Origin of the sequence: Nocardiopsis sp. YSL2 (assembly GCF_030555055.1) — a bacterium.
Taxonomy (GTDB): Bacteria; Actinomycetota; Actinomycetes; order Streptosporangiales; family Streptosporangiaceae; genus Nocardiopsis.
This window is the reverse complement of the sequence record NZ_JAMOAO010000001.1, coordinates 5,395,084-5,420,331: the sequence shown is the minus strand read 5'-3', so window position 1 is coordinate 5,420,331 and position 25,248 is coordinate 5,395,084. Positions and strand designations below refer to the sequence as shown.

19 protein-coding genes and 2 pseudogenes are annotated in these 25,248 nt (G+C 72.0%); 9 read left to right on the top strand and 12 right to left on the bottom strand.

Annotated features, from left to right (window positions below; all coding sequences use genetic code 11):
• Window positions 1–118: 118 nt before the first annotated feature.
• A complete protein-coding gene (locus tag M1P99_RS23955; RefSeq protein ID WP_304454830.1) occupies window positions 119–1,027 on the bottom strand; it encodes a serine hydrolase in 909 nt (302 codons plus the stop codon).
• Complete coding sequence (locus M1P99_RS23950; protein ID WP_304454829.1) at window positions 1,024–1,917, bottom strand: LysR family transcriptional regulator; 894 nt, start codon at window positions 1,915–1,917, stop codon at window positions 1,024–1,026. The genes M1P99_RS23955 and M1P99_RS23950 overlap by 4 nt, the downstream gene beginning before the upstream one ends.
• A 128-nt stretch (window positions 1,918–2,045) precedes the next feature.
• Between M1P99_RS23950 and bla the strand changes: the two genes are divergently transcribed.
• From bla to M1P99_RS23935, 3 genes are all read left to right on the top strand, one after another.
• Window positions 2,046–2,954, top strand: coding sequence for a class A beta-lactamase (gene bla / locus M1P99_RS23945; RefSeq protein ID WP_304454828.1), 909 nt, complete (start codon window positions 2,046–2,048; stop codon window positions 2,952–2,954).
• Between the two features lie 74 nt (window positions 2,955–3,028).
• Window positions 3,029–3,382: a DUF3817 domain-containing protein gene (locus M1P99_RS23940; protein ID WP_304454827.1), complete on the top strand. Its 354-nt coding sequence runs from the start codon at window positions 3,029–3,031 to the stop codon at window positions 3,380–3,382.
• A 94-nt stretch (window positions 3,383–3,476) separates the two neighbouring features.
• A complete protein-coding gene (locus tag M1P99_RS23935) occupies window positions 3,477–3,890 on the top strand; it encodes a YchJ family protein (protein ID WP_304454826.1) in 414 nt (137 codons plus the stop codon).
• On the opposite strand, the gene M1P99_RS23930 is transcribed toward M1P99_RS23935, so the two are convergent.
• The gene (locus M1P99_RS23930) at window positions 3,869–5,416 is read right to left on the bottom strand and encodes a hypothetical protein (RefSeq protein WP_304454825.1); all 1,548 of its coding nucleotides are present in this window, start codon (window positions 5,414–5,416) and stop codon (window positions 3,869–3,871) included. The genes M1P99_RS23935 and M1P99_RS23930 overlap by 22 nt on opposite strands.
• A gap of 257 nt (window positions 5,417–5,673) precedes the next feature.
• On the opposite strand from M1P99_RS23930, the gene M1P99_RS23925 reads away from it, so the two are divergent.
• A complete protein-coding gene (locus M1P99_RS23925; protein WP_304454824.1) occupies window positions 5,674–6,069 on the top strand; it encodes a VOC family protein in 396 nt (131 codons plus the stop codon).
• A 236-nt stretch (window positions 6,070–6,305) separates the two neighbouring features.
• On the opposite strand, the gene M1P99_RS23920 is transcribed toward M1P99_RS23925, so the two are convergent.
• Together M1P99_RS23920 and M1P99_RS23915 are read right to left on the bottom strand one after the other, a co-directional pair.
• Complete coding sequence (locus M1P99_RS23920; protein ID WP_304454823.1) at window positions 6,306–7,112, bottom strand: PaaX family transcriptional regulator; 807 nt, start codon at window positions 7,110–7,112, stop codon at window positions 6,306–6,308.
• Window positions 7,109–7,714, bottom strand: a complete 606-nt coding sequence (locus M1P99_RS23915; RefSeq protein WP_304454822.1) for a GNAT family N-acetyltransferase — start codon at window positions 7,712–7,714, stop codon at window positions 7,109–7,111. Before M1P99_RS23915 ends, M1P99_RS23920 begins: the two co-directional genes overlap by 4 nt.
• A gap of 29 nt (window positions 7,715–7,743) precedes the next feature.
• Here M1P99_RS23915 and M1P99_RS23910 point away from each other — a divergent pair, with 29 nt between their 5' ends.
• Window positions 7,744–8,775, top strand: a complete 1,032-nt coding sequence (locus M1P99_RS23910; RefSeq protein WP_304454821.1) for a S9 family peptidase — start codon at window positions 7,744–7,746, stop codon at window positions 8,773–8,775.
• Between the two features lie 68 nt (window positions 8,776–8,843).
• On the opposite strand, the gene mug is transcribed toward M1P99_RS23910, so the two are convergent.
• Together mug and M1P99_RS23900 are read right to left on the bottom strand one after the other, a co-directional pair.
• Entirely contained in the window at window positions 8,844–9,449 is a 606-nt protein-coding gene (mug, locus tag M1P99_RS23905) for a G/U mismatch-specific DNA glycosylase (RefSeq protein ID WP_304454820.1), read from the bottom strand.
• A 111-nt stretch (window positions 9,450–9,560) separates the two neighbouring features.
• Complete coding sequence (locus M1P99_RS23900; RefSeq protein ID WP_304454819.1) at window positions 9,561–10,235, bottom strand: haloacid dehalogenase type II; 675 nt, start codon at window positions 10,233–10,235, stop codon at window positions 9,561–9,563.
• A gap of 1,209 nt (window positions 10,236–11,444) precedes the next feature.
• Between M1P99_RS23900 and adhE the strand changes: the two are divergent.
• Both adhE and M1P99_RS23890 read left to right on the top strand, forming a co-directional pair.
• A pseudogene (gene adhE, locus M1P99_RS23895) lies at window positions 11,445–14,036 on the top strand (bifunctional acetaldehyde-CoA/alcohol dehydrogenase); the annotation flags it as partial.
• A 682-nt stretch (window positions 14,037–14,718) separates the two neighbouring features.
• A pseudogene (locus M1P99_RS23890) lies at window positions 14,719–15,450 on the top strand (ice-binding family protein); the annotation flags it as partial.
• Between the two features lie 275 nt (window positions 15,451–15,725).
• Here M1P99_RS23890 and M1P99_RS23885 read toward each other — a convergent pair.
• Window positions 15,726–16,295 (bottom strand): hypothetical protein, encoded by a 570-nt coding sequence (locus M1P99_RS23885; protein ID WP_304454818.1) that lies wholly within the window; start codon window positions 16,293–16,295, stop codon window positions 15,726–15,728.
• 67 nt (window positions 16,296–16,362) lie between these two features.
• Complete coding sequence (locus tag M1P99_RS23880) at window positions 16,363–16,560, bottom strand: hypothetical protein (protein WP_304454817.1); 198 nt, start codon at window positions 16,558–16,560, stop codon at window positions 16,363–16,365.
• 356 nt (window positions 16,561–16,916) lie between these two features.
• Here M1P99_RS23880 and M1P99_RS23875 point away from each other — a divergent pair, with 356 nt between their 5' ends.
• Together M1P99_RS23875 and M1P99_RS23870 are read left to right on the top strand one after the other, a co-directional pair.
• Window positions 16,917–19,370 carry a LuxR family transcriptional regulator gene (locus tag M1P99_RS23875; protein ID WP_304454816.1) on the top strand — a complete coding sequence of 818 codons (2,454 nt, stop codon included), beginning with the start codon at window positions 16,917–16,919 and terminating at the stop codon, window positions 19,368–19,370.
• Window positions 19,371–19,757: 387 nt separating this feature from the next.
• The gene (locus M1P99_RS23870) at window positions 19,758–20,591 is read left to right on the top strand and encodes a MerR family transcriptional regulator (protein WP_304454815.1); all 834 of its coding nucleotides are present in this window, start codon (window positions 19,758–19,760) and stop codon (window positions 20,589–20,591) included.
• A gap of 197 nt (window positions 20,592–20,788) precedes the next feature.
• On the opposite strand, the gene M1P99_RS23865 is transcribed toward M1P99_RS23870, so the two are convergent.
• From M1P99_RS23865 to M1P99_RS23855, 3 genes are read right to left on the bottom strand one after another with little or no spacing between them, the layout of a single operon-like run.
• Window positions 20,789–22,477 (bottom strand): ABC transporter ATP-binding protein, encoded by a 1,689-nt coding sequence (locus tag M1P99_RS23865; protein ID WP_304454814.1) that lies wholly within the window; start codon window positions 22,475–22,477, stop codon window positions 20,789–20,791.
• Entirely contained in the window at window positions 22,474–24,150 is a 1,677-nt protein-coding gene (locus tag M1P99_RS23860; RefSeq protein ID WP_304454813.1) for an ATP-binding cassette domain-containing protein, read from the bottom strand. Before M1P99_RS23860 ends, M1P99_RS23865 begins: the two co-directional genes overlap by 4 nt.
• A complete protein-coding gene (locus M1P99_RS23855; protein WP_304454812.1) occupies window positions 24,147–25,241 on the bottom strand; it encodes a hypothetical protein in 1,095 nt (364 codons plus the stop codon). Before M1P99_RS23855 ends, M1P99_RS23860 begins: the two co-directional genes overlap by 4 nt.
• Window positions 25,242–25,248 lie beyond the last annotated feature (7 nt).

The window sequence follows — 25,248 nt, the reverse complement described above, 5'->3', positions numbered from 1 at the left end:
CCGGCCGGTGCTGCCGTGGTCGCCCGGCGTCACCGCGGGTGTACGCCCGGCGGCGGCCCCGGTCCGGTAGGAATCCCCGCGGCCGGGTGGGGCGGAACCGTCCGGTGCGTGCCGGGGGTCACGCCCAGGCGGCGCGCAGGTGGTCGCGCAGGGCGCGGGCGACACGGGCCATGAGCGCCTCGGCGCCCGGCTGGCTGTAGGCGGGCACGCGCGAGGCCGTCATCGCGGCGACCGCGAACGCCTGCCCGTCGGCGTGCTCGACCACCCCCACCTCGTGGCGCAGGTGGAGCAGGGTGCCGGTCTTGGACGACCACCGCGACGCGTCGGAGCTGAAGTCGGGCGCCAGCCGGTGCCGCAGGACGTTCCCGGCCATGAGCTCGCGCACCCGCGCGGCGACCTCGGGCGTGATCGCCGAGGGGGTCCACAGTGCCTGGAGCAGGTCGGTGAAGGCACGCGCCGTCCCGGAACTGGCTCGGGTGATGTCGAGCTGCGGGATCCGGTGCCCCCGGCCGGGGGTGCCCGCGCCGATGGCCAGGATGTGGGCCAGGTCGACCTCCGCGGGCGAGAGGCGGTCCGCAGGAGTGCTGGTGAGCTCGCCCATGGTGTGCCGGACGGTGACGCCGCGCAGTCCGAGCCGACGCAGCACGGCCGCGACCTCGGAGGGCGGTGTGAGCTCGAACAGGGCGTCGGCCGCCGCGCTGTCGCTCAGGCACGTACTCAGGTAGAGCAGGTCGTCGATCGAGATCCGGGCCGGGTGCCGGAACCGGGTCACCCCGATGGGGCCCGGCGTGGTCACTCTCCCGGGCTGGACGAGAACCTGGGTGGAGCCGTCGAGTTCCCCCCGGTGCACGCGCTCCAGGACGGCCAGGGCGAGCGGGATCTTCACCAGGGAGGCCGACGGCAGCTCCAGGTCGGGTTCTATGCCGAGTTCGTCGCCCGTGCGCAGGTCTCGGACCAGGAACGATCCGTCCAGCCCGCCGGCGTCGAGTTCCTCGCGCAACTCCCGCAGCAGCGCATGGCCGTTCAACGGACCTCCTCCATGGTCTGCGGAGTGCCCAGGCAGTGGCCGAGCGGCTCGTGCAGGGCACCGCGCAGGGGCTCGGCGTCGCCGGCGTCGTCGGCGGACACGTCGTAGCCGCGTGCGAGCCCGATCTCGCCGAGGGGGCGCCAGTGCAGGCCCAGTTCCTCCGCCTGGCCGCGCGAGCACAGCAGGAGGTCGGCCGACGCCAGGACCTCGGCGGCGGCGGAGGCGAGGGAGGCGGCGACCGCGACCTGTCCGGGCCGCAGGCCGACCGCGTCGCGGATGCGTGTGAGCGGGTCGCGGATGTGGGGGACGTCGTCCTCGGGCTGGATCCACACCCTGCGGGCTCCCACGGGCGGGTCGGTGCGGCCCACCCGCAGTGTCTCGACGTAGGCGACGGCCACCGCGGGTTCGACCGCGCCGGCCACCCCCAGGGGCACCGTCCAGGTGGCCTCGCCCGGGGGGACGGCGAGGACGGCGGCACGGACCTCCCGCGAGCGCAGCAGGTGGACCCGCTCTCCGGGCGGGCCCGGTCGCGGGTCCAGGCGCAGGCCCCGGCGGCGGCCCTCCGCGGCCAGTAGCGCGAGTCCACGGGTGGGGCACACGTCGGGGACGGCCAGGCCGAAGGGCGCCTGGCGGGCCCGGTGCGCGTCGTGCTCCATCGACTCGGCCAGATCGACCAGGCGGCGGGCGGAGGGCAGCATGTCGCGGCCGAAGCGCGTGAGGGTCGCCCGACGCGAGGTGCGGTCGAACAGTCGGGCTCCCAGGTGTTTCTCCAGGGCGGCCACCCGTCGGCTCGCCACGGGCTGCGGGATGCGTGCGGCGGCGGCGCCGAGGGTGAAACTGCCGCGGTCGCTCACGTAGACGAAGGCCCTGCAGGCCCCGACGAGGTCCATGCACCACACACTATGCCGGAAACGCATGGGAGTGCTCATTCGCGTCTTGGACAGCATGATCGAGGGGCGCGAGACTGCTGAGCGTCACCGATCGAATCCGGACGGGGAGTCCCACCATGCGTGTACCCATGACCCGACACAAGGCCCTAGCGGCGCTGGCCGCCTTGGCCCTGGCGCCGCTGGCCGCCTGTTCGACGCCCGGAGCGGCGGAGACACCCGCGCCCTCGGCGTCGCCGACGGCGTCGGCCTCGGCGGGCGCCGCCGAGGCCGACTTCGCGCGGCTGGAAGAGGAATTCGACGCCAGACTCGGCGTCTACGCGCTCGACACCGGCAGCGGCGAAGCCGTCGAGTACCGCGCCGAGGAGCGGTTCGCCTTCGCCTCGACCATCAAGGTGGCGCTGTTCGGGGCCCTGCTCGAACAGACCACGCCTGAGGAGTTGGAGAAGGAGGTCACCATCACCGAGGACGACCTGGTCAACTGGAATCCGATCACCGAACAGCACGTCGGCGAAGAGATGTCCCTGCTCGAGCTGGGCGACGCCGCGCTGCGCTACAGCGACAACGCCGCGACCAACCTGCTGCTGGAGGAGCTCGGCGGTCCCGACGCACTGGACGCGGCGCTGGAGGAGATCGGCGACGACGTCACCAGCGTCGACCGGAGCGAACCCGGCCTGAACGAGGCCGCCCCGGGTGACGAGCGCGACACCAGCACTCCCCGCGCCATGGCCACCACCCTGGAGGCCTTCACCCTGGGCGACGTCCTGCCCGAGGACGACAGCGAGATCCTCACCGAGATGATGCGGGGCAACACCACCGGGGACGACCTGATCCGCGCCGGCGTCCCCGACGGCTGGGAGGTCGGTGACAGGACCGGCGCGGGCGGCTACGGCACCCGCAACGCCATCGCCGTGGTGTGGCCGCCCGAGGACGACCCGATCGTCCTGGTGGTCATGTCCGGCCGCGACCAGGAGGACGCCGAGTACGACGACGCCCTCATCGCGCAGGCCACTGAGGTAGTGGTCGGCGCCCTGGCCTAACCTGGGACCGGTCCCGGCCGCCGACGGCGTGCCGGGGCCGGTCGTGTCCGGCACCCACGAGTTCGAGGAACAGCGTGCGCATCTCCACCCTGACAGCGATGGCCTTCCGCGCGGTGGCCGCCTTCGAGGCCCTGACCTGGGCCGGGCTTCTGGTCGGTATGGGCTTCAAGTACCTGGTCAACGGCAACGAGCTCGGTGTGCACATCTTCGGACCGATCCACGGCGGGGCGTTCGTCGTCTACGTGCTGCTGACGCTGTTCGCGGCGTTGCGGCTGCGCTGGGGCGTGTGGCCCACCCTGCTCGCGCTGGCCGCCTCCGTGCCCCCGATGTGCACCCTGGTCGCCGACTGGTGGCTGCACCGCACGGGCCGCCTGACGCCGCCCGAGCAGCGCGACGCCGCCGACCGCGCCCCCGAGAAGATCGCCTGACCCGTCACTGGCACCGGGCGGGGTCCGGGCGGCACGAGACCGGCCCGAGCGCGAGGGGGAACGGTGCACGCCTCCCAGGCGCCACAATGGACCCATGTCCCGATCCCGCCGCCGCGCCACGGCTCCGCCCGACACCGATCCCTGCCCCTGCGGTTCGCCGCGCCCCTACGGCCGGTGCTGTGGGCCGCTGCACCGGGGCGAGTCCGCGGCGCCCACCGCGGAGGCGCTGATGCGCTCGCGCTACAGCGCCTTCGCCGTCGGTGACGCCGCCTACCTGATGCGCACCTGGGCGGCGGGCACCCGGCCCGCCGCGCTCGACCTGGACCCGCGCACGGAGTGGGTGCGCCTGGAGATCCTGGGCACGGGCGAGGGGACGCCGTTCCACAGCGAGGGCACGGTGTCGTTCCGGGCCGTGTACCGCGAGGACGGGCGCGAGGGCGAGCTGCGCGAGGACAGCCGGTTCGTCCGCGAGGACGGCGCCTGGGTCTACCTCGACGCCCTCGCCTGACGGCCCTTCGGAGCCTCCTCCCGCCGTCTGCGGAGGAGTCCGCGCACACCGTCGATCACCGCCCGTGCCCCGGGGCTGTGGGCATCGCCCGGGCGGTCCGGCGGCTTCGGGCCACAGGCCGCGGCCGCCTCGGCGAGTGAGGCGCGCAGCCGCCCGGCCAGCACGGGATCGACTTCCATGGTCTGGGCATCCGCGCTGGTACCCGCGCCGGGGGCCGTGCCCGTGCCGACCTGAGCGGCGGTGTCCGGGGTGGTGCTGGCGCCGGGCCCGGTGGCGCTACCCGTGTCCGCGGTGGCGCCCGCGACGGGCGCCGACCCGTCGAACGGCTCGGGCTCCGGTGGCCGTGCGGGCGGAGATGTCGGACGCTCGGGGTGGAGGAGTTCGCCGGGCACGCTCCGGCACGGCCCCTGGCAGGCCCGGCACCGCCCACCGGGGACGTTGCGCACGCCAGGGTGCTCGGGGCAGGTGCGTGGCGCGGTTCCCGACGCGTCGACCCCGAACTCGGGCGGACGGTCGAACACGTCGTCACCGCCTTCGTGCGGCGCGCGCGGCGACGGGATCGGCAGCGGTCCTCTCGGCCGGTGCACCCCCGCGCCGAGGCGACCGTCCAGGAAGTCCCGGGCCGAGCGCGGGCTCGCCAGGCGCCGCATGAGGGCGGGAAAGGGCCTGGTCAACGTGTCCGCTCCGGACAGAAGAGCGGACAGCGCGGCAGCGTCCAGCCCGGCCTGGGCCAGCCGCTCGACGGCCCGGGCCAGGGCGGCGCGGTCCGCGCCCGGGTCGCGCAGCGCCCCGGTGGGAATGTCGGCGATCGCCTCCAGCGCGTGCGCCTCCGCCGTCTCGCGCGCCTGCGCGCCTCCTGTGGTGTGGCTCCCGCGGACGGACCGGGCGGCCTCGTCGGAGAGGGGTGGAATGGAAGAGGGGTCTGTGGGTGGATGTGACCTGGCGCCGGGGTCGATTTGACCTGTCGCGGTCGCACCCGGGCAAGGACGGGAACCGACGGTCAGCGGTTCCTCCCCCAGCGCGGCTCGCTGCCGGTTGATCCGCTCCAGGACCGGCGCAGGGTAGGCCCGGGCCGGGACCATCAGCTCCAGCACTGTGGGAAGGCGGTCGCCGTGACGGCGCCGGGCGACGATGTCCTCGGCGAAGAACCGGCGTGCCTCCTCCGGCGCAAGCCTGCGCACCAGCCCCGCCCGCACGAGATCGGCGAGGCCGCGCTTGACGGTGGAGGCGCTGGCGAGCCCGCCCGTGCGTTCGCGGACCGTGTCCACGAACAGGTAGCACCAGCGGCCGTCGACGTCGACGGCGCCGGCGATGATCCTCGCGACGAGGTAGGCGCGCTGGGAGGGCACCAGCCCGGCCCGCAGCGCGTCGTCGACCCAGATCGAGGGGTGGAACCCCTCGGCGCGCATCGAGCGCAGCGGGCGCTTGCGGGGGCCGACGTTTCCGGCCGGGACCGGATCGGGGTTCGGGCCGGGTCGATTGGGAGGAGTCGCCTGTACTTCGGGGCTGGAGAAGTTACACTTCACTCCGAGCCGCCTTCCTGGTTGTGCAGGAATCGGTGGTCAGAGGCCGTCCCAGTGTTGGTAGCACAGGGCGGCCTCGATTTTTGTGCGCGTCACGACCGGCCAGGCGAACAGGGGTTCGCATGCGTCGCGATCACGAAGCAGGATGCCACACCACCACGGTGTGTGCGGGGCGTTCGACGAAAAACCCGTTGGGTTCCGGACACGGGACGGCTACCGTGTCCAGCGGCGAACGCGCCACGTGCCTGGGAGGCTCCGACATGGCCAGCAAGTTCACCGAACTCGCGATCGACTGCGCCGACCCCGGTGGTCTCGCCCGGTTCTGGTGCGCGGTCCTCGGCTACGAGGTACAGGAGGTGGACGAGGAGGACGGGTTCGTCGCCATCGGCTCCCCCGCCGTCCCCGAGGGCGGGAGCCGCCCCGGCCCGGTGCCGCCGTCGTTGACGTTCGCGCGCGTGCCCGAGGGCAAGACCGTCAAGAACCGGCTCCACATCGACGTCAATCCGACCGACAGGGAGCAGGACGAGGAGGTCCGCCGCCTGCTCGACCTGGGCGCCCGCCACGCCGACGTCGGCCAGGCCGGCGATGAGAGCTGGGTCGTCCTCGCCGACCCGGAGGGCAACGAGTTCTGCGTCCTCTCGGGCCGCCAACCGTGAACCCCGCGGACATCCGGCGGCCCCGGCCCCGGCGCCGCTGCGATCATCGTCGGCGATGACGGAGACGAGGGACCCCTGGTCGACCGGAACGCCGGTCGCGCGGTCGGCGGCCGCTGCTCCACCGGCGCACGCTCCGAGGGCACCCTCACGTGGAACACCCAGAGCCCTCCGGAGGCACTCGCCGCCACCACCGCCTGGCGGCGGGATACGCGGGAGGGGCGCTTCGGAGCCGAGCCCTAGAAGCCCGGCCAACCCCGATAGACGCCCCCGTCGGAAGCCCGCGACGCGAGCGTCCTCCACACGGACCGCCACTCCTCACGGACCCGCGAAGGGTGCCAGGGGGTCGGGCGCAGCTCCAGTGGGATGAGGGGGTCCGGACGCATCGCCTGCTCCAACGCGTCCGCCAGGTGAAGCTGGAGTACCCGGACCCGCACGCCCTCCGCTTCGCCCGCGGCGGCGGCGACCCGGTCGACCGTCTCCTCCAGGGACCGGTAGCCGTCGACGACCGACGCGGCGGGCCACAGCAGCTCGGCCACGGCGCGCGAGTCGGTCACCCCGCGCACCGTCACCCGGGCGGCCTCGGCGTGCACGAGATGTTCCCGGGCCGTTGCGTCGAGCAGGTCCATCAGCTCGTGGGGGCTCAGGTACAGGCCCGTGGACACAGTGGCGGCCCCGAGTTCGGTGAGGTGGCGCCGGAGGGCGTCGCGCCGCGCACGCTGCGACTCCGGCAGGCTGACCGCGGTCAACCGCCACACCCCGTCCCATGGGGCTCGGCCCGCGTCCTGGGCCTCGGCGAGCGTCAGAGCCGCCCTGTCCCGCTCCAGGCGGGCCAGTCCCTGTTCGGTGAGCCGCACGGTCCCCCGGCGCCCGCGCCCCGCCTGGACGACGTCCCCGGCCGCGACCATACGGCGCAGGGCCAACCGCACGGGCTGGTCGGGCAGGCCCGCCGCGTTCGCCGTGTCCAGGACGAGGTCGAGCCCCACGTCCCCCGTCATGGGCAGGAACGCCTCGATGACCGTGCGCGGTGCGATGTCCCCCGTCATTCCGCGCGCTCCCCGTCCGGGAGGCGCCGCAGAGCGGTGGAGGAGCCGAAGCCGTAGAGCCCGCTCAGGAACCCCAGGGACGCAGAGCCCACCGGAGTGAACCCGCGCCGCCGGTACAGCGCCTCGGCGCGCGGGTTGGTGTCGACCACGGACAGTTCCACCGCGGACAGGCCGTGGCGCAGGGCGTAGGAGTCGGCGGCCTCCAGCAGAAGCGAACCGATGCCCCGCCCCCGGTGGTCCTGTGCGACACAGATCCCGTCGAGCACCAGCACGCCCTCCGGTGCCCGGCGGTGCAGCGGAGTCAGGGCGAGGAGGGCCCGTACCGCGCCCACCGCCCCGAGCCGCGTTGTCATCTCGGACCACGCGGGGTCGAACGCGCCGCGTCCGCCGTGGTGGACGCCGCACACACCCGTCACCGTCCCCTCGACCCTGGCCGCGATGACGCGGTCGGGGCGCATCGCAGCGGTGATGAACTCCCTGCCCGCCCCGTCCTCGGCGAAGGCGGGGCTCAGCTTCCGCCGAAACGCCTCCCAGTACAACCCGCCCACGCGGGCCCGTTCGTCCTCGCTGAAACCCATGCCTATGTCAACCGCCATGTCCATGCGCCAAAAGTATCATGTAATCTACGAACGTGAATAGAACGAAACATGTACGGCGGTCGGGCGGATTCACCCGGGCCCCGGCCCTCGTCCTCATCGTGCTCCTCCTGGTCGGAGCGGCCACGGCCGTCGTGGGCAACGACTACCGACTCGACGAGCGAACGGTGATGATCCCGGTGCCGGGAGGGCAGGTGGAGGCGGTCCTCGCCTCCCCCGACACGGGCGAGGCGCGGGGTACGGTGGTGTTCGTGCACGGGGACGGTCCGGTCGACGCGGCCAACGACGGCCTCTACCGGCCGCTGTGGGAAGCCGCCGCCGACGCGGGCTACACCACGGTCTCCTGGAGCAAACCCGGCATCGGGGCCTCCAGCGGCGACTGGCTCGACCAGGACATGGGCGACCGCGCCGACGAGGTGTCCGCGGTGATCGACTGGCTGTCCGAACAACCGGAGACGGCCCACGGGACCATCGGGCTCTGGGGAGCCAGCCAGGCCGGATGGGTACTGCCGAAGGTCGTCGCGGGCCGCGACGACGTCGACTTCGTCGTAGCGGTCTCCCCGGCCGTCAACTGGCTGCGCCAGGGCCGCTACCACCTGCTGTCGGAACTCGACCACGCCCGCGCGGACCAAGCCGAACGGGAGAGGGCCGTCGCGGACAGCGACCGGACCAGAGCCCTGCTGGCGGAGGGCGCCGACCACGCCACCTACCTCGCGGGCACGACCGACCCGCACCCCATGGACGCCGGGCGCTGGGACTTCGCCCTCCGCAACTTCCGTGCCGACGCGACCGCCGATCTACAGGCCATGTCCGACCAGGGGGTCCCCGTGCTCCTCATGCTCGGCGAGCACGACCGCAACGTCGACGCCGACGAGACCGCACGCGTCTACACGCGGATCCTCGGCCGGAACGTGCGCGTCGAGCGCTTCGACGCCGCCCACTCCATGGCACGGCCGGTGGCGGAGGAGTCCGCTCCCGTCGGCCTGGCGACGGCCCTGTTGTGGCCCCGGGCGCTCTTCGCGCCCGGTGTGCTCGACACCTACCGGTCCTTCGTCGAGACCGTGTGAGAGGGGCCCCGGCGCCGCGGGACCCGGGGCCACCGCCGGGGTCCGGGTGGGGGCGCAGAGCCGCGCGCTCACCGGCCGCCGCGCCGGTCCGGCAGGCCCGCGGCCCGCCGCAGGCGCGCGAACTCCTCGGTGAGCGGCCCCAGCTGCCAGTGCGCGTTCCTGCCACTCGGGTTGGGCAGCAGCCAGACCCGTGTGTCCCCCATGTCCATGGCCTGCGGCCCGACCTTCGCCCCGCGGTCGCCGAAGGCGTCCCGGAACGCGGTGACGCCCAGGACGGCCAGCCACCGGGGACGGAACGACCCGACCTTGCGCCGCAGACTCCGCCCTCCCTCCACGGCCTCCGCGCGGCTCAGCTCGTTCGCCTGGGCCGTGGTGCGCTCCACGACGTTGGTGATGCCCAGGCCCAGGGCCAGGAGCTGCTGTTCCTCGTCCGGACGCAGGCGGCGCGGAGTGAAACCGGACCCGTGCAGGGCCGGCCAGAAGCGTGTGCCCGGGTTGGCGAAGTGGTGCCCGGCCGCCCCGGACGCCAGGCCGGGGTTGATACCGCAGAACAGCACGTCCAGGTCTTCCGCCAGGACGTCGGGAACCACCTTGTCCCGAGCCGCCTCCAGCTCCGCCCGGCTCGGACCGGACCCCCGGCCCACCCTGTTCGGCGTGTCCTCGTTCCTGGGCATGGATCCACCCTCCTCAGTGGTCGGTGACGCGGGAACCCACCCGCCCCGCTCTCCACGGAGGCGTTCGCCCCGACCGCCCGCCGGAGCGGTGCGCCCTGGTGTGGGTGGGGATCAGCCCGAGGAGAGGCGCAGCAGGCGTTCGGCCACCTGGACGAGATCGGGGCCGCTCACGTCAGGTGCGCTGAAGACGTCACCGTAGCGGCCTTCCAACCGCGCGCACCAACCGGTCAGACAGCCGGCCCGCTTGGCACCGTGACAGTCCCAGGCGTGGACCGCGACCAGCGCCATACCGCCCGGTGGCGTTCCCAGCTCTCCGGCCGCCACGCGGTAGATGGACGGCGCGGGTTTCCAGATTCCGGCCCTCTCCGCGGTGACCACCTGGTCCACGTGGCGCGCCAGGCCCGCCCGTTCCAGGAGGCGCGCCGTGTTCTCGGTGCTGCCGACGGTCAGGCAGCCGACCCGGAGCCCGGCTTCGGACAGTCGGCGCAGCGCCGGTTCGGCATCTGGATGGGCGGGCAGCCGACCGAAACCCTCCAGTACGTGATCGATGTCGGCCTCGGTGGCGGTGTGGCCGGTGTCCGTGCGCAGCGCCTGCCGTGCCACCGAGTCGAACGAGGCGAAATCCCCGGCGAGGGTCAGTGCCATCGAGTCGCGCTGGAACCGCATGAACCACGGTTCCAACAGCCGGCCGGGCTGGCCGACCTCCTCCAACCGCGCGCGGAGCGGTTCCAGGTCCACCAGGGTTTCGAGCACATCGAAGGCGACGGCACGCGGTCGGATGGTCATAGGGCCCTTCTCGGTTGGCGATTCCTTCTGCCGGCTCATACCGGCCGTGTCATGACGAAGTCGACGCAGGAGGACGAGAAGCGCGAGGGCGGGCGGCCACCGCGGTGCGGATGACACCCCCTGCCCCGCACGCAGGACGGGACACCGCGGCCGCCCGTCCCAGTGGGCCCGCGAGGCGACCGCCCGGGAGCCGTGCGCCCGGGTTGTGCACGGACCCTGGAACACAGGGGCCCGAGGGGCGACGGAGCCGCGTTCTCCCAGGCCACGGCGCTCGGCCGTCTCCTCCCGGATTCTAGGGGAGCCGGTCGGCCGAACCCTGGATTGCGACGCTGCAGGGTTTCGCGCGACGAACTCTGGGGCTGATACGCGCGGGTCGGTCGCGGACCCCCTCCGACGTGGCCTCCTCGGCTCGACACGCCGATCAGGCCCCGCTCACGCACGACGTCCGCCGGTTCACCGGACGCACACCGAGCGCGTATCGCGCCCGTTCGACGTCGGCCTCGAAAGCGTAGGGGTCCGCCCGAGTATGAAGAACCACCGGGCGCATCAAAGCGGAGGGAGAACGCCGGCCAGGGCCTCATGTCTGCACAGAGAAATTCCAGCATGTCCGCCTTTGACTCTTTCGCGTGCTTTCCCGGTGTTTTCGACTTCTGTTACCCAGATCACCACCACCGCGCCGACCAGAAATCTCCGAGAGGCCAGCGACTTCCAACGGGACTCCGCAAAGCATGAACATGAGCAACTTATCCTCCTTCTGAAACTCATCTTTCTTCTGTCTCACATGACGTCCAGACAGCAGACAGAGAAATACTCATTCCTTTAAAGGACACACCGGCCTGACCTTATGGTTAGCCCAGCCTTCCCTCACGGATACACTCCAAAAAAACGGTACTCAGGTTCGTTTTTCGCTTAACGCAATGGGCATTGATGACAGTGCACGGGGAGAGATCACATGGACGTCGCCACATAAGTGGCGCCAATCACATGGCGATCCACCCGTTCGGGGGCAAGATATTACGGGGATGCCGCCATAGTGATGCCGATCACTCGCATCACTATGGCGTGAAGGTGATCTTCATTCCGTCGAGGCCAGCGATCCATTTCGCTCGCCTGCGACTTTCTCAGGTGTTCCCTGAACGGTCTTCTTCGGCATGACACGCATGTGGCGCGCGATTTTCGCCGTGCCACGAAACTGCAACGAAAGGCGTATCAGTGAAGACGATCGACACGATCGTGAAGAGAGCACAGGCGTCCGTGGCCGCATTCGAGGCCCTGGGGCAGAAGGAGGTCGACCGGATCGTCCGCGCCGCCTCGATGGCGGCGCTCGCCGAACACACGAACCTGGCCGAGCACGCCGTTGAGGAGACCAAGCGGGGCGTCGTCGAGGACAAGGCGGTGAAGAACGTCTTCGCCTGCGAGCACGTGACGCACCACATGAAGGACCTGAGGACGGCCGGCGTCGTCGGTACCGACGATCTGCGGGGCATCACCGAGGTCGCCGCACCGGTCGGAGTCGTCTGCGCGATCACGCCGGTCACGAATCCCACGTCGACGGTGCTGTTCAAGGCGCTGATCGCACTGAAGACGCGCAACAGCATCATCTTCTCGTTCGCCAGGTCGGCCAGCGGCAGCAGCAGGAGGGCCGCCAGGATCGTCCGGGACGCCGCGGTCGCGGCCGGTGCCCCCGAGCACTGCGTCCAGTGGCTGGAGGGGTCGGATCGCGCGGCCACCAGCGAGCTCATGAGGCACGAAGGAGTCTCGGTCATCCTCGCCACCGGCGGCCATCGCCTGGTCCGCGCCGCCTATTCGAGCGGGAAGCCGGCGTTGGGAGTCGGAGCCGGCAACGTCCCCGCCGTCATCGACCGAACCGCGGACGTGCGCCGGGCCGCGCACGACATCGTCCTGTCCAACACGTTCGACCACGGCATGGTCTGTTCCTCCGAGCAGGTCCTGGTCGTGGACGAGGGCGTGAGGCAGGAGTTCACCGAGGAGCTGCGCGGCCTGAACGCCCACGTGGCCACTCCGGAGGAGAAGGCACTGCTGGAGCGCTACCTGTTCGGTGCCGAGGCCGGAACCGAACAGCCGGACGAGGCCGAGTTCAACCGTGACGCCGTCGGACGCCCGGCTTCCTGGATCGCCGAGCAGGCCGGATTCCGAGTACCCGCCGACACCTCGGTCATCCTGGCCGACGTCGACGCCGTCGGCCCCGGGGAGCCGTTGACACGGGAGAAGCTCTGCCCGGTCCTGGCCGTCGTCCGCGCCTGCGATCGGGAGGAGGCCACCGGGCTGGCCCGGCAGGTGCTCGCGCTGGACGGGCTGGGGCACACGGCCGCCGTGCACGCCCGGGACGAGGAGTACTGCGAGCGGTTCGGCACAAGGGTCGAAGCGGTCCGCGTCATCTGCAACTCGCCCACGTCCCAGGGGGGCATCGGGGGGATCTACAACGCCCTCGCCCCCTCACTGACCCTGGGCACCGGGTCCTACGGCGGAAACTCGTTCGCGGGGAACGTGCACGCCGTGAACCTGCTCAACATCAAGCGCATCGCGCGCCGGACGACGAACATGCAGTGGTTCAGGGTTCCGCCGGAGATCTACTTCGAGCCGTACTCGCTGCGCTACCTCACCGAGATGCGCGACGTGGAACGGGTGAGCCTGGTGACCGGTGCGGGCGCCCGCCGTCGTGGCCACGTCCAGCGGGTCGTGGACGCGCTCGGCAAGCGCGGCACACCCGTCGAGATCGACGTCATCGACGACGTGGAAGCCGATCCCGCCCTCCCGACCGTGCGTCGGGGCTCGGACAGGATGGCCCGCTTCCGACCGGACACGATCATCGCCCTGGGCGGTGGTTCGGTCATGGACGCCGCCAAGGTCATGTGGCTGCTCTACGAGCACCCCTCGGTCGAGTTCTCCCAGATGCGCGGGAAGTTCTTCGACATGCGCAAGCGCGTGTTCGACTTTCCCGGGACCGGGGCCCTGGCCAGTCTGGTCTGCGTCCCGACGACATCCGGCTCCGGATCCGAGACCAGTCCGTTCGCCGTGATCACCGATCCGGACACCGGGCTCAAGTACCCGCTGGCGGACTACGCCCTCACGCCGAGCGTCGCCATCTGCGACCCGACCCTGGCGACCCGTCTGCCGCCGACCGTCACCGCGGACAGCGGGTTCGACGCGCTCACGCACGCGATCGAGGCCTACGTCTCCGTCTACGCCAACGACTTCACGGACGGCCTGTGCCTGAAGGCGATCCAGTTGGTCTTCACCCATCTGGAGCGGGCCGTGAACGAGGGCGAGAACGCCCCTGAGGCCCGCGCTGGGATGCACAACGCGGGGACCATCGCCGGCATGGCCTTCGGCAACGCCTTCCTCGGGATCGTGCACGCGATGTCGCACACGCTGGGGGCGACCTTCCATCTCTCCCACGGACGTACGAACGCCCTGCTCCTCCCGCACGTCATCCGGTACAACGGGGCGCCGTCCGGCAAGCTCACGGGCTGGCCCAAGTACGAGTCCCACCGGGCGCCCGAGCGATTCCAGGACATCGCGCGCAGTGTGGGCCTGCCGGCCGACTCCCCCCGTCAGGCGGTGGCGGAGCTGGCCCGCGCCGTCGAGGACCTGCGTGAGGCCGTGGGCATCGAACCCTCCTTCGCCAAGGCCGGGGTCGACGAGGAGGAGTTCCTGCAGGCTCTTCCCGAGCAGGCGATCAACGCCTACAACGACCAGTGCGCGCCGGCCAACCCCAGGATGCCCCTCATGGCGCACATGGAGGAGCTCATGGAAACCGCGTACTACGGGCACCGGTGATGTCCCGGTAGCACGGTGAGGCGTCGAACGAAACCCTGGCCCCTTCCGACGGCCCGGGAGGGGCCAGGGGGTTCACCGGTATCGAGGGCGAGCAGATGCCCCTGTAGGCACCGGGCCGCACAGTCACCGATCGGATCGAAGGACCTGTGGGCTGCATTACCCTCACGGGATTCTTTCTTCCAGGACCTACGTCCTGACTTTCTGGTACCTCTCGTTTATTTCAGCGGACCCGTTAAAACTTTATATCCAAGGATTTCGGAGTGGAGCGGCTCAAAGCACTCCGAATCCACACATCGAGAACCATCGGTGAATCAGCCACGGGAGCGCGATCCCCCACCCCTCCCCCGGCGATTCGAGGCGGATATCTCCGGCAGCCTGTGTAAAGTCCCCTCCTGTAGGTAGAGGCCCGAGATCCATCTCGCACCTCTGGCCGTGTCTGGCGATATTGATTTGCTTTTCCGGTCGGATGCCTAATTCAAGGAGAGTTTCTGAGATGACAGCCACGTCCGTGCACGCATACCGATGGTCTCCTCCAACTTCCCTGGCCGCGGCCGGTTTCGCCCTTCTGCTGGCTCTCGCCATGCTGGGCCTCACACCGGCCGGCGCGCAGGCGCAACCGGCACCAGTGGATCTCGGCACCGCGGACAGTTTCGCGGTCCTGGCCGGTTAAACGGTCACCAACACCGGGCCATCTGTGATCACGGGGGACCTGGGAGTGCACCCGGGTACCGCGGTGACCGGATTCCCGCCGGGGACCGTCAACGGAGCGGTGCACATCGCCGACGCCGTCGCCCTTCAGGCGCAGTCCGACCTGACCACCGCGTACAACGACGCCGCCGGTCGCCCTGCCACCGCGAGCGTCTCCGGTGACCTCGTGGGCCAGACCTTCACTCCCGGTGTCTACGCCGCCAGTTCGTCTCTCGGACTGACCGGGACCGTGACGCTCGACGCCGAGGGCGATCCCGATGCGGCCTTCATCTTCCAGGTCGGGTCCACCCTCATCACCGGGTCGGCCAGCGAAGTCGCCCTGGTCAACGGTGCTCAGGCATGCAACGTCTTCTGGCAGGTCGGCAGCTCGGCGACGCTGGGAACGAACTCCACTTTCAGGGGGAACGTCCTGGCCCTGACTTCGATCAGCGCGAACACGGGTGCCACGGTCGACGGTCGTCTGCTTGCTCGCAACGGTGAAGTCACCCTGGACAACAACGTGATCCAGAGGGCCGACTGCGACGACGACGGGAACGGCGACGGCAACGGAGACGGCGACGGAAACGGAGACGGCAACGGCGACGGTGACGGGAACGGTGACGGGAACGGCGACGGGAACGGCGACGGGAACGGCGACGGAGACGGCAACGGCAACGGCAACGGAGACGGTGACGGGAACGGAGACGGCTACATGAACGGCTACTGATGTGACGTCGTGTTCGAGGGAGGAGCTCTGATTCCATGCTCCTCCTCGGTTCGAAACGGGAGTCTCCTCTGACGCGCCATTGAACCGATCGACCTGTCAACCTGGCCGCTTCACCCCTGGTGGTGGGGCGGCCAGGCCGCGTTCGGCCACAATCGCGACCCCCCTCAACGCGGGGACACCGAAAAGGTCGCCGTGGGCACGCGCACCAGGCGTGCGTGGATCGCTTTTCCGGCCCAGGAGAACCGCGCGGCCGCGCCCGTACCCCGCGGGCCCGCTCACACGTGGCAATCCACCAGCTCGCCCGGTACCGGGAGGGTGAATTCGACGGAAACCGTCTCGGATCCCTCCAGGGCATCGCTCAGGACCGCACGACCGGTGGCCTGGTCACCGGAGACCTCCAACACCACCTCCTGCCCGGAACCCATCGCCGCCTGTTGGGAACCGAAGACCCCCTCGGGGCCCGACCAGGAAACGCTGTCCATCGATGCCCCGCCGATCGTCTGGACGTAGGCGTCGACCTGGATCGCCTCGCCGTCGAAGACACCACGCCCCTGCAACTCGAGTTCCCTCTCCACACCGGCCTGTTCCAACGGGGCGCAGTTGCGGACTTCGGTGATCTGGTACTCAGCTCCGTCGACAGTGACCGTGCCCAGGACGGTGTCGGGGCCATTGCTGTCGGAGTCCTCCTCCTGCCCGCCCTCCTCCGCGGCGGTCTCCTCAACGACGGCCTCCTCGCCCTGGGCCGTGGCGTCGCCATCGCCGGTGTTCAAGGCCGAGCAGGCGCTCGCTACCGGGGTGAGGGCGAGGGCCAGCAGCAGGACAGGGGTCAGGCGTCGGTGTCTCATGGTGTGCTCCGAAAGTGTCGAGTGGCCCGGGAGGGACGGGTCCGGCTGGTGGTGGCCGCTACGCAGGTCAACCGCAGCGTGCGGCGGCCGTGAAGTCACCCGGCAACGGGTCCTGCGCGCCGTCCTCCCCGCCGGAGGCCGCTCCGGCCCCATCGGAGGGAACGCTCCCCGCCGAGGCGTCGGCCCCGGCGGCCTCACCCGCACCGAAACAGCCGGCGACCAGGGCCGGCCAAGGCACCATGAGCAGGAAGGGCGTTCGCCTCATCGGCGATGCGGTCGTGTGCACCGGCAAGGTACCTCCGTCGTCAGCGTGTGCTCGGTGGTGGCCGGACTGCCGCTCCCGAAACCTGCGCTCCGAAGGCACAAGGTAGTGATACGGGCCTCGATGCCACCATGGTCAATTTCTGACTACGGACCAACACGGGACGGACTGGAAGGCGCCGATCGCTGTTAGGCTCCCTCGTCATGGCTCACAGACCGGAGCCGCGGTCCCCGCGCGAACACCAGCGTCGGAACCTGGTCGCCGCACTGTCGTCACGAACCGGAACGCGGCGCGCACACCTGGTAGAGGGCCCCGGAGGCATCGGGAAGAGCCACCTCCTCCGTGACCTGGCGAGGGAGTTGCGGACCGGCGGCCTGACGCCCCTGCTCGTCTCCGGTTCCACCGTCGGCGCCGACATTCCCCTGGGAGCGTTCGCCGGCCTCGAACCGTCGGTCGTACAGGCCACACGCGAGGCCTCCCCCACGGCTCGTCTGATCTCGTACTTCGCGCAACGGCGGTCCGTCGCGATCCTGCTCGTGGACAACGTCGACGCACTGGACCCGGCCTCGCTGTTCGCCACGACCCATCTGATCCGCGACACGCGCCTGCGTGCGGTCGTCGCGACCCGGCGGCTCACCGAAGCCCCCGGGGCGGTCCGTGAACTCTACGACCACGGCAGCCTGACCGCGCACACGCTGCTTCCGCTCTCGGACACGGAGTCGGTGCAGATGGCGGGGCAGCTCTTGGGCGGGCACCTCACACCTGGGGCCGCTGCGGCGATCGCCGCCCGCGCAGAGGGCAACCCCCTGCACATCCGGGAACTCGTGCGCGGCTCCCGCAGCGAGGGGACCCTGGTGCGCACCCCCCACGGATGGGATCTGGACGGCCCCCTCCACCCCACGAGTCGCCTGACGCAGCTGATCGGCTCCCATCTGAGCACCCTGCCCGCGCCCGACCTTGCGCTCGCCTCGGTCCTGGCCACGGCGGGGGAACTGCCCGTGTCAGCGCTCGACCGCCAGGAGTGGGACCACCTCATCGGCGAGAAGGTCGTGGTGGAAGGCGAAGGATGGCTACACCTGGCCCATCCCCTCTACGACGAGGCGCTGCGCGCCCTCGTCCCCGCCGCGCAACGGCGCAGGCACCGGAGGCGAGCCGCCGCGCTGCTCGCCTCGGCGGCGGAGTCGGTCGCCCCCGAGCGGGCCGCCGACCTGACCAGGCGGTCCGTGATCCTGAGCGTGGAGTCCGGCGACCCCGTCTCCACCGAAGCGGCCACGGCGACCGCCGAGCACGCTCACGCGCTCATGCGGCACGATCTCGCCCTACGGATCGCCACGCGCGCGTTGGAGAGCGCCCCCGGTGACGTCCAGGCGTTGAGCGTGGCCGGACGGAGCGCTTCGGCACTGGGTGAATCCGAGCTCGCCGACCGTCATCTCGACCTCGCCCTGGAGCGCGCGCGAACCGACGCCGAAACCTCAACGGCGGCTCGGGCCAAGGCCCACCACCTGGCTACGCGCCACCATCGCGCTGTCGACGCCGCCCACCTCCTCCACGAGGCACGGGAGCGCATGAGCGATCCGGTGGAGGCCGTCCGGGTGGAGCACGACGCCTTCCAGTGGCGGATGGTCAGTGGTCTGCACGCCGTCCTGGCCCCACCGGACACCGCGTCCCAGGACGCCGCGCACGCCCACGCCCTGCTGGTCACCGTGATGGCGACGGTGATCACGGGCCCCTTGGCAGAGGTGGAGCAGCTCCTGAGGCGACTGGAGAAGGTACTGCCCGGGCACCGGGAGCAGCTACCCGCGGCCGATCAGATGACGCGCCTCGCCGAGTTCATGGCTCTGTCCTACACCGGGGACGTCATCGCCACCCGCGGCGCGCTGGAGCAGGAGATCCGCTCCTGCACCCTGGACCACCCGCAGATGCGCGGCACCTGGGAGTACGCGCTCGGCCTCACCGAACTCCTCACCGACGACGCCGAGCGCGCACACGCACTCGCCGCATCAGCGGTCCGGCACCTCAGATGGCGGGACCCCATGGGCCTGTTGCCTGCCGCGCTCGCTCTGGCCTCGGCCGCCTGTATCGCCGCGGGTAGGACTGGCGAGGCCGGAGGATATCGGAGCGGCATCGCCGAGGCGAGTCTGGCCGACCCCAAGGTCAGGATGCAGCTGACGTGGGCGCGAGCGTGGCACGAACGGGCCTTGGGCAGGCCCGAGGAAGCCGCGGAGATCCTGGCCGAAGGCGCCCGGTACCTGCTCGACGCCCGACACGTGTTCCTGGCGGGGATGCTGGCACACTGCGCAGCGCGGCTCGGCCACCCCGGGCCTGTGGCCAAGCTCGCGGCGGAGGCCGCCGACACCGCGGGCGGTGGCCTCGCCGTCTTCATCCAGGAACACGCGGCGGCCATGGAGGAGCGCGACCACGAGGCGACGGCGGACCTCTTCGCGCGCGCGACCGATCTGGGCCTGCGTGCCACCGCCGCGGACACCGCGTTCGCCCTGGCCCGTTGGAGCTCGGCGAACGGAGACCGGCGTGCCGCGGACCGGTGGAACGCGCGTGCCGCTCGGAGCAGGCGGGGAGCGGCCCTCTGGTCGGCTGTACCCGACCGGTCCACGCTGCTCACTCCCAGGGAGTCCGAGGTCGCCTTCCTGGCGGCACACCGTCTGACCTCGAAGGAGATCGCCCACCGGCTCGGCAGTGCCCCCAGCACGGTCAACAACCAGCTCGCCGCCGCCTACCGCAAGCTGGGTGTGCGCGACAGGTCCGAGTTGCGCGCGGTCCTGGCCCCCGAAGGGGGTCCGCCCGCTCCGGTGTGAGGTCGCGCCGGTCTCGCGGCCGCGACGCGGCAGCGCCGCGTGTGTCCTGCGGACCGGTCATCTGAGCCGCCCCCTCGCTTCCGGTGGCCTGCGCGGCACATCCCTGCTGCTCTCGCGTGGCGGGCGGCTGCGCGGCGCGCGTGAGCCAACGCGGGGATGCCCCGGGCACACTGGGCAGGGTCGCGGTGCGGCGAACCCGCACGTGGCCGGCTCGGTCCGGACGCGCAGATCGCCTCCGACCCCACCTACCTGTTCGGGGTCGATACCACCCGCTGCACGGTAGCCGCCGCCCGACCGCCGCCGGTCACTCCTGTCCTCAGCCGGCCCCTGACCGTGTCCGAGACACCGACTTGCCTCTCCCCTTGGGGGAGAGGCCACAGTAGAACCATGCTTCCCATCAGTTCCTTCAGTGAACTCACCGGTCTCTCGCGCAAGGCACTGCACCACTACCACTCCATCGGCCTCCTGGTCCCGGACCACGTGGACGAGGACACGCAGTTCCGCTGGTACACCGTCGACCAGATCGAGCGCGCTGGGAGGATCGTCGCCCTGCGCCGTGTGGGGATGAGCCTGGACTCCATCCGCCGCGTGGTGGACACACCCGACCTGGCTCCCGAGGCGCTCCGACGACACGCCGAGCGGTTGCGGCGCGAGCGTGAGGAGCAGGACCGCGCGCTGGCGGAGGCCCACGCGGTGCTGGCGTGGGAGCCGCGCGTGGAGGTCGGGGCCCGGCGGGCGCGCACCGCCCTCACCGGGCTGACCGCGGAGGAGGGCGAGGACTTCGACGTGAGCCGGTCACGGGCCGAGGCGCAGGCCCTGGCCGAACTGCTCGGCGCTCTGGCCCGGGAGCGCGGGTGGCGTGCCGACGGCCACTGGTGGAAGGCCCTGGAACCGGGAACGGACGGTAGGGCGGCGTTTCGGGTGTGCGTACCGGTCACGGCGGCGGACTCATCGCCCCTGCCCTCGGACGTGGAGCTGGTCGAGTACGGCGGGGGGACCGAGGTCCGGCTGGCGGTACCCGGACCCGAGAGCCTGGGGGGCTTCACGGTCGCGCTGGCCCACCTGCTCAGGCACGAGGTGGAGGGCATGTTCGCCGACCTGGGCACCCTGCGTCAATCCGAGCACGACGGCGCGGTGGAGTTCTCTGTGGGCCTGCGCCCTCTGGCGGAGGCGCCCTGCGGCTCCGCCCGTGACGCGGCCGCTGAGGCCGGCCCGACCTGACCGCGTGATCGGCGCGGGTCGGAGGCCCCGCGGATGGACCGTCGGAAGTCCGGTCCCAGGCCCGGAGGCTTCGGGAGCGTCGTCGGTGGCCGTTCGGCCCCGTGACGGGCCCGGCCGGGCCCTGCCGAGGGGTGAACTCGACAAGTCGTCGCGGGACGGGGCCGCCGTGACGGGCAGCCCCGGGAGGTCCGACCGGGTCAGTCACCCGACTTCCGCGCGGAGAGCGGGGTCCCGGCCACGTCCACGACGCGTGCGAGGCGGGCGAGCGTCTCGGCCCGGTGGGAGGCGATGAGGACGGTACCGGGGAACTCGGCGATGACGTCGGAGACCAGGCGTTCGGTGGCCGGGTCGAGACTGGCGGTGACCTCGTCCACGAGGAGCACCCGTGGGCGGCGGGCGAGGGCACGGGCCAGGCACAGGCGAGCCCTCTGACCGCCGGACAACCGCACACCCGCCTCGCCGAGGTCGTCGTCGAGACCGATCCAGGAGGCGGCTTCGACACGTTCGAGCAGGCCTGTCAACTCCTCGTCGGACCGTGGCCCGCAGCCCCGCAGCAGGTTGTCGCGGACGGTGCCGTGGAAGAGCATCGCGTCCTGGTCGACCAGGGCGACGGCCCCCCGCAGCGCCGCGTCGTCGAGCTCGGCGACGGGGACGCTCTCGCCGTCCGCCGCCACGAGTTCGACCGACCCCTCCGAGGGGTCCCAGAGCCGGGCCGCGAGCGCGATGACCGTGCTCTTGCCCGAGCCCGAAGGGCCGACCAGCCCGACGTGCTCGCCGGGGGCGAGCTCGGTGGACCAGGAGGTGAGCGTCGGCTGCCGGCCTTCGTAGCAGAAGGACACCTCCCGGAACCGGAGGCCGAGCGGCCCGTCGGGCAGCCGTCGCGGCGCTTCGGGAACACCGACGACCGGGGGCCGATCGATGCCGGCGGCGACGCGTTCGGCGCCGGAGACGAGCGGATGGAGCCGTGTGAGGGTGTCCGTGGCGTCGACGACGGCGGCGACACCGGCCAGGGCCAGAGCGATCAGCGCGGGCAGCTCTGCCGGGGCCAACCGCACCGGGGCATCGTCAGAGAGCACGCCCGCTGCGGTGGCGCTGGTGGCGATGACGCCGATGATCACGGCGGTGATGATCAGTTCCCGGATGCCGGTGACCAGGTGCGACAGCAGTTCGCGCCGCCGCGCGAGGGTGGTGGCGCGCGCGGTGGCGGCGCTGGTCTCGGCGACGATGCGCGGGACGAGTCCGTAGGCGAGGACCTCGCGCAGGGCGCCCAGCGCGTCGACGATGTGCTCGGACAGGTCCGAGCGCTCACGCTGCTCCCGCTCGCCCAGCCGCCGGGCCGCCCCGGCCCAGTACAGCGCGCTGCTCGCCACGACGGCAGCGCCCATGAGCATGACGAACGCCGCTTCGGGCAGGAGGGCGGACGCGGTGGCCAGGGAGGCGACGAACAGCGTGAGCGAGGCGCCGAGCTGGGCGATCGTGTGAGCGTAGAAGAACTCGAGCTTCTCGGTGTCCTCCATCGCGACGGTGGCCGCGCGTCCGGAGTGCTCGCGGCGACGGCCCGGAACGCTGCGCGCGTAGGCGTCGAACAGGGCCATCCTCAACCGGGCCAGCACGCGGTAGGCCAGGGCGTGGGAGACGTCCATCTCCCGCCAGGTCAGCAGCACGCGCAGCAGCACGAGCCCGAGGACCAGGGCCCACCAGAGGGGTCCGGGCGGTGTGCGCTCCACGACGGCGTGGCCGACCGCCCATGCCGTGAGGACGGTCAGACCGGCCAGGCCGAGCGAGCTCGCGGTGCCGAGTACGTAGCTCCAGAGCATCCCGCGCCATTCGGGCCGCAGAACGGGCAGCAGTGCGCGGAAGGCACGGGGCGCGGTGGGGGTCTTCACGAGGCACTCCTGTGCAGGTGTCCGGAGTCGAGGCTCAGCACGTGGGGGACCTCGGTGAGGGTCTCGGAGCGGTGGCTGATCATGATGACGACGCGGTCGCGGGCGACACGGTGCAGGGTCTGGACGACGTCCGCGGAGCGGTCGGCGTCCAACGCGCTCGTCGGCTCGTCGACGAGCAGGACCGGCCGCTGTGCCAGCAGCGCGCGGGCCAGGGCGAGGCGCTGGCGCTGTCCGCCCGACAGGCTGGTACCGGCTTCGGTGACCTCGGTGTCGAAGCCGCGGGGGAAGCGCTGGATCTCGTCGAGGATCCCCGCGTCGCGGCAGGCCGCGACCAGGTCCGCTTCCGCGGTGGCGCCGGTGACCGCGAGATTGTCGCGAATGGTCCCGACGAAGAGCACCGGCCTCTGGGAGACCACGGCGATGTCGGAGGTACGCAACGGTCGGCCGTCGAGGGCGATGCTTCCGGCGCGCGGAGTGAGGAAGCCGAGGAGGAGGTCGAAGAGGGTGGACTTTCCCGCCCCGGAGGCTCCGACCACCGCGGTGAGGGAGCCCCGCCGGGCCGTCAGGTCGAGAGCGTGGATGACGTCGTCGGATGCGTCGGGGTAGCGGAAGCTCAGACCGGTGACCTCCAGGGTGTCCGCCGACGGGTCGCCGGCCGCCGGGGCGTCGCCGGGACCGGACGCGGTGCTGATCGGAGCGGTGTGGACGGCGGCGGCGCCGGGGTGTTCGGTGAAGGCCCCGATCCGCGTGAGGCCGGGAATCGCGGTGAGGCCGAGGAACCCGGCGTGCCAGTGCCTCGAGAGGTCCCGGATGGGACGGAACGCTTCGGAGGAGAGCAGGAGGATCAGGTAGACCTCCACTGCCGGGGCCTGCCCGGCGACCGCGTGGGCGATGGCGACGGCGGCCGCGGCGACCGCTCCCCCCTGGACGGCCGCGTCGGTGACGGCCGTCTCGCCCAGGGATCCGCGCATCACCCGCTCGGTGGCCCTGCGCAGCGCCTCGGAGCGGTGGTCCAGTCGCTCGCGGGTACCGGACACGTCGCCGAGCGTGCGCAGGGTGGCCATACCGCGCAGGGATTCCAGCAGGTCGGCGCTGAGCGCCTCGTAGCTGTCCCGGTGGTCGAGCCCGCGCCGGGCCATCATCCGCTTCCACGCCATGGGTCCCACCAGGGCGAAGACGACCCCTCCGGCGACGCACACCCCCGCCCACGGCGAGAGCGCGACGAGGCCGATCACGACGATCGGGCAGGTCAGGAGCAGTTGCACGATGGCGGGAACGTACTTGGAGACGTAGGCGTCGATACCGTCGACACCGTCACCGAGGCTGGCGCGCATCGAACCGTCCCGGGCCGCGGTGTCGTGCAGCCGCTCGGGCACGAGCGCCGCCCGCACCGCGCGGCGGCGGACCGCCTGTCTGACCCGGCCTCCCAGGTCCGCGGCGGCCGACGCCTGGGCCAGGGAGAGCACCAGGCGCAGCAGCGCGATCCCGAGGATCAGCGCCAGGGCGACGAACACCTCCCGTGCCTGCCCGTGCAGCACCGCCGACATCGACCAGGCGATCGCCACGGCCTGTCCGACGTGGCCGAGGAAGACGAGGACCAGCAGGGCGACGCTCCGTGCCAGGGCCCCGGGAAACCGGGCCGCCTCCCGCCACAGCAGGGGAACGATCATCATGCGTCGGGCTCCTTGTCGAGGTCGGGTGCGCCGGGGAGCATCGCCAGGGCGTGCACGGTCCAGCGGTCGCGCGAGGCGACGAATCCTGACACCGGGCGGCAGCGCCATCGTCCGGACAGGGCGCCCGCGTAGCACAGGCCGGCCGCGGCCCGGTGGGCCCGCCACAGGGTTTCGGTGACCTCGGCGGCGGGCGTGTCCGTCGCGACGGACCACGTCTCCAACCGGTGTGCCCCGAGCACCCAGGCCTGCCCGCAGGCCCTCGCCGCGTCCGCGGCCCGCGCATCCGGGGCGCGCACCGCGGCCTCGAACTCCCCGATCGCCGGGGAACGCCGCGCGGACAAGGCGTCCCGGCGCTCAGGCACGACCGACCAGGAGCCGGGCAGTGCGACGGCGGCCAGCGGGATCTCCGGCGCGAGTCCGCGTGCGAGCCACCGGCCGTGCTCGGCCGCGCGCGGGACGCCGAGCAGCTCGCGCAGCCGCGGGCCGGGGCCCAGCCGCACCGCGGCGGGCGACGGCGCGCACAGGAACTCCACGGCGGCCAGGGCGTAGGCGGTGTCGGCGATCCACAGGGGCCAGGCCCGGTGGCGGTACCGGCCGAAGCTGCGACCGGGCTGCACGGTCAGGACCAGGTGGGTCCCCGTCACATCGGCGGCCGCGCCGGGGGCGTGCCAGCCCGCTCGCCGTTCGCGGGCCTCGTCGCGCCGGTAGAGCGCGCCGTCCTCCAGGTCGAAGGCGTAGCGCCCCGCTTCCAGGGGGCCGTCGGCGCCCACGACCAGGTGGGTGTGGACGGGGTAGGTCGCTCCCGCGGAGGGCACCGGGCGCCGGCGGATGCGGGTCACCGTCCCGTCGGCCAGGCGGTGGTGTCCCTCACCGCGCCACAGTCCGTCGAGCAGGGCGCGCTCGCGGTCGGGTACCGCCACGGGGTCGGCTCCGGCCCGCCGCCAGGGGTTGGCGCGCGGCCCGGGCGGCAGGGGCGGACCCGGTGTGCGGGCCGAGAAGGCGCGTGCCAGCGCGGCCGGCAGCCGCGAGGGGGCGGCCGGAGCGCGCTTCGCGCCGCGCGGCGAGGGAGCCGGTGGGATGGGGCGGGGCATGGGCAGG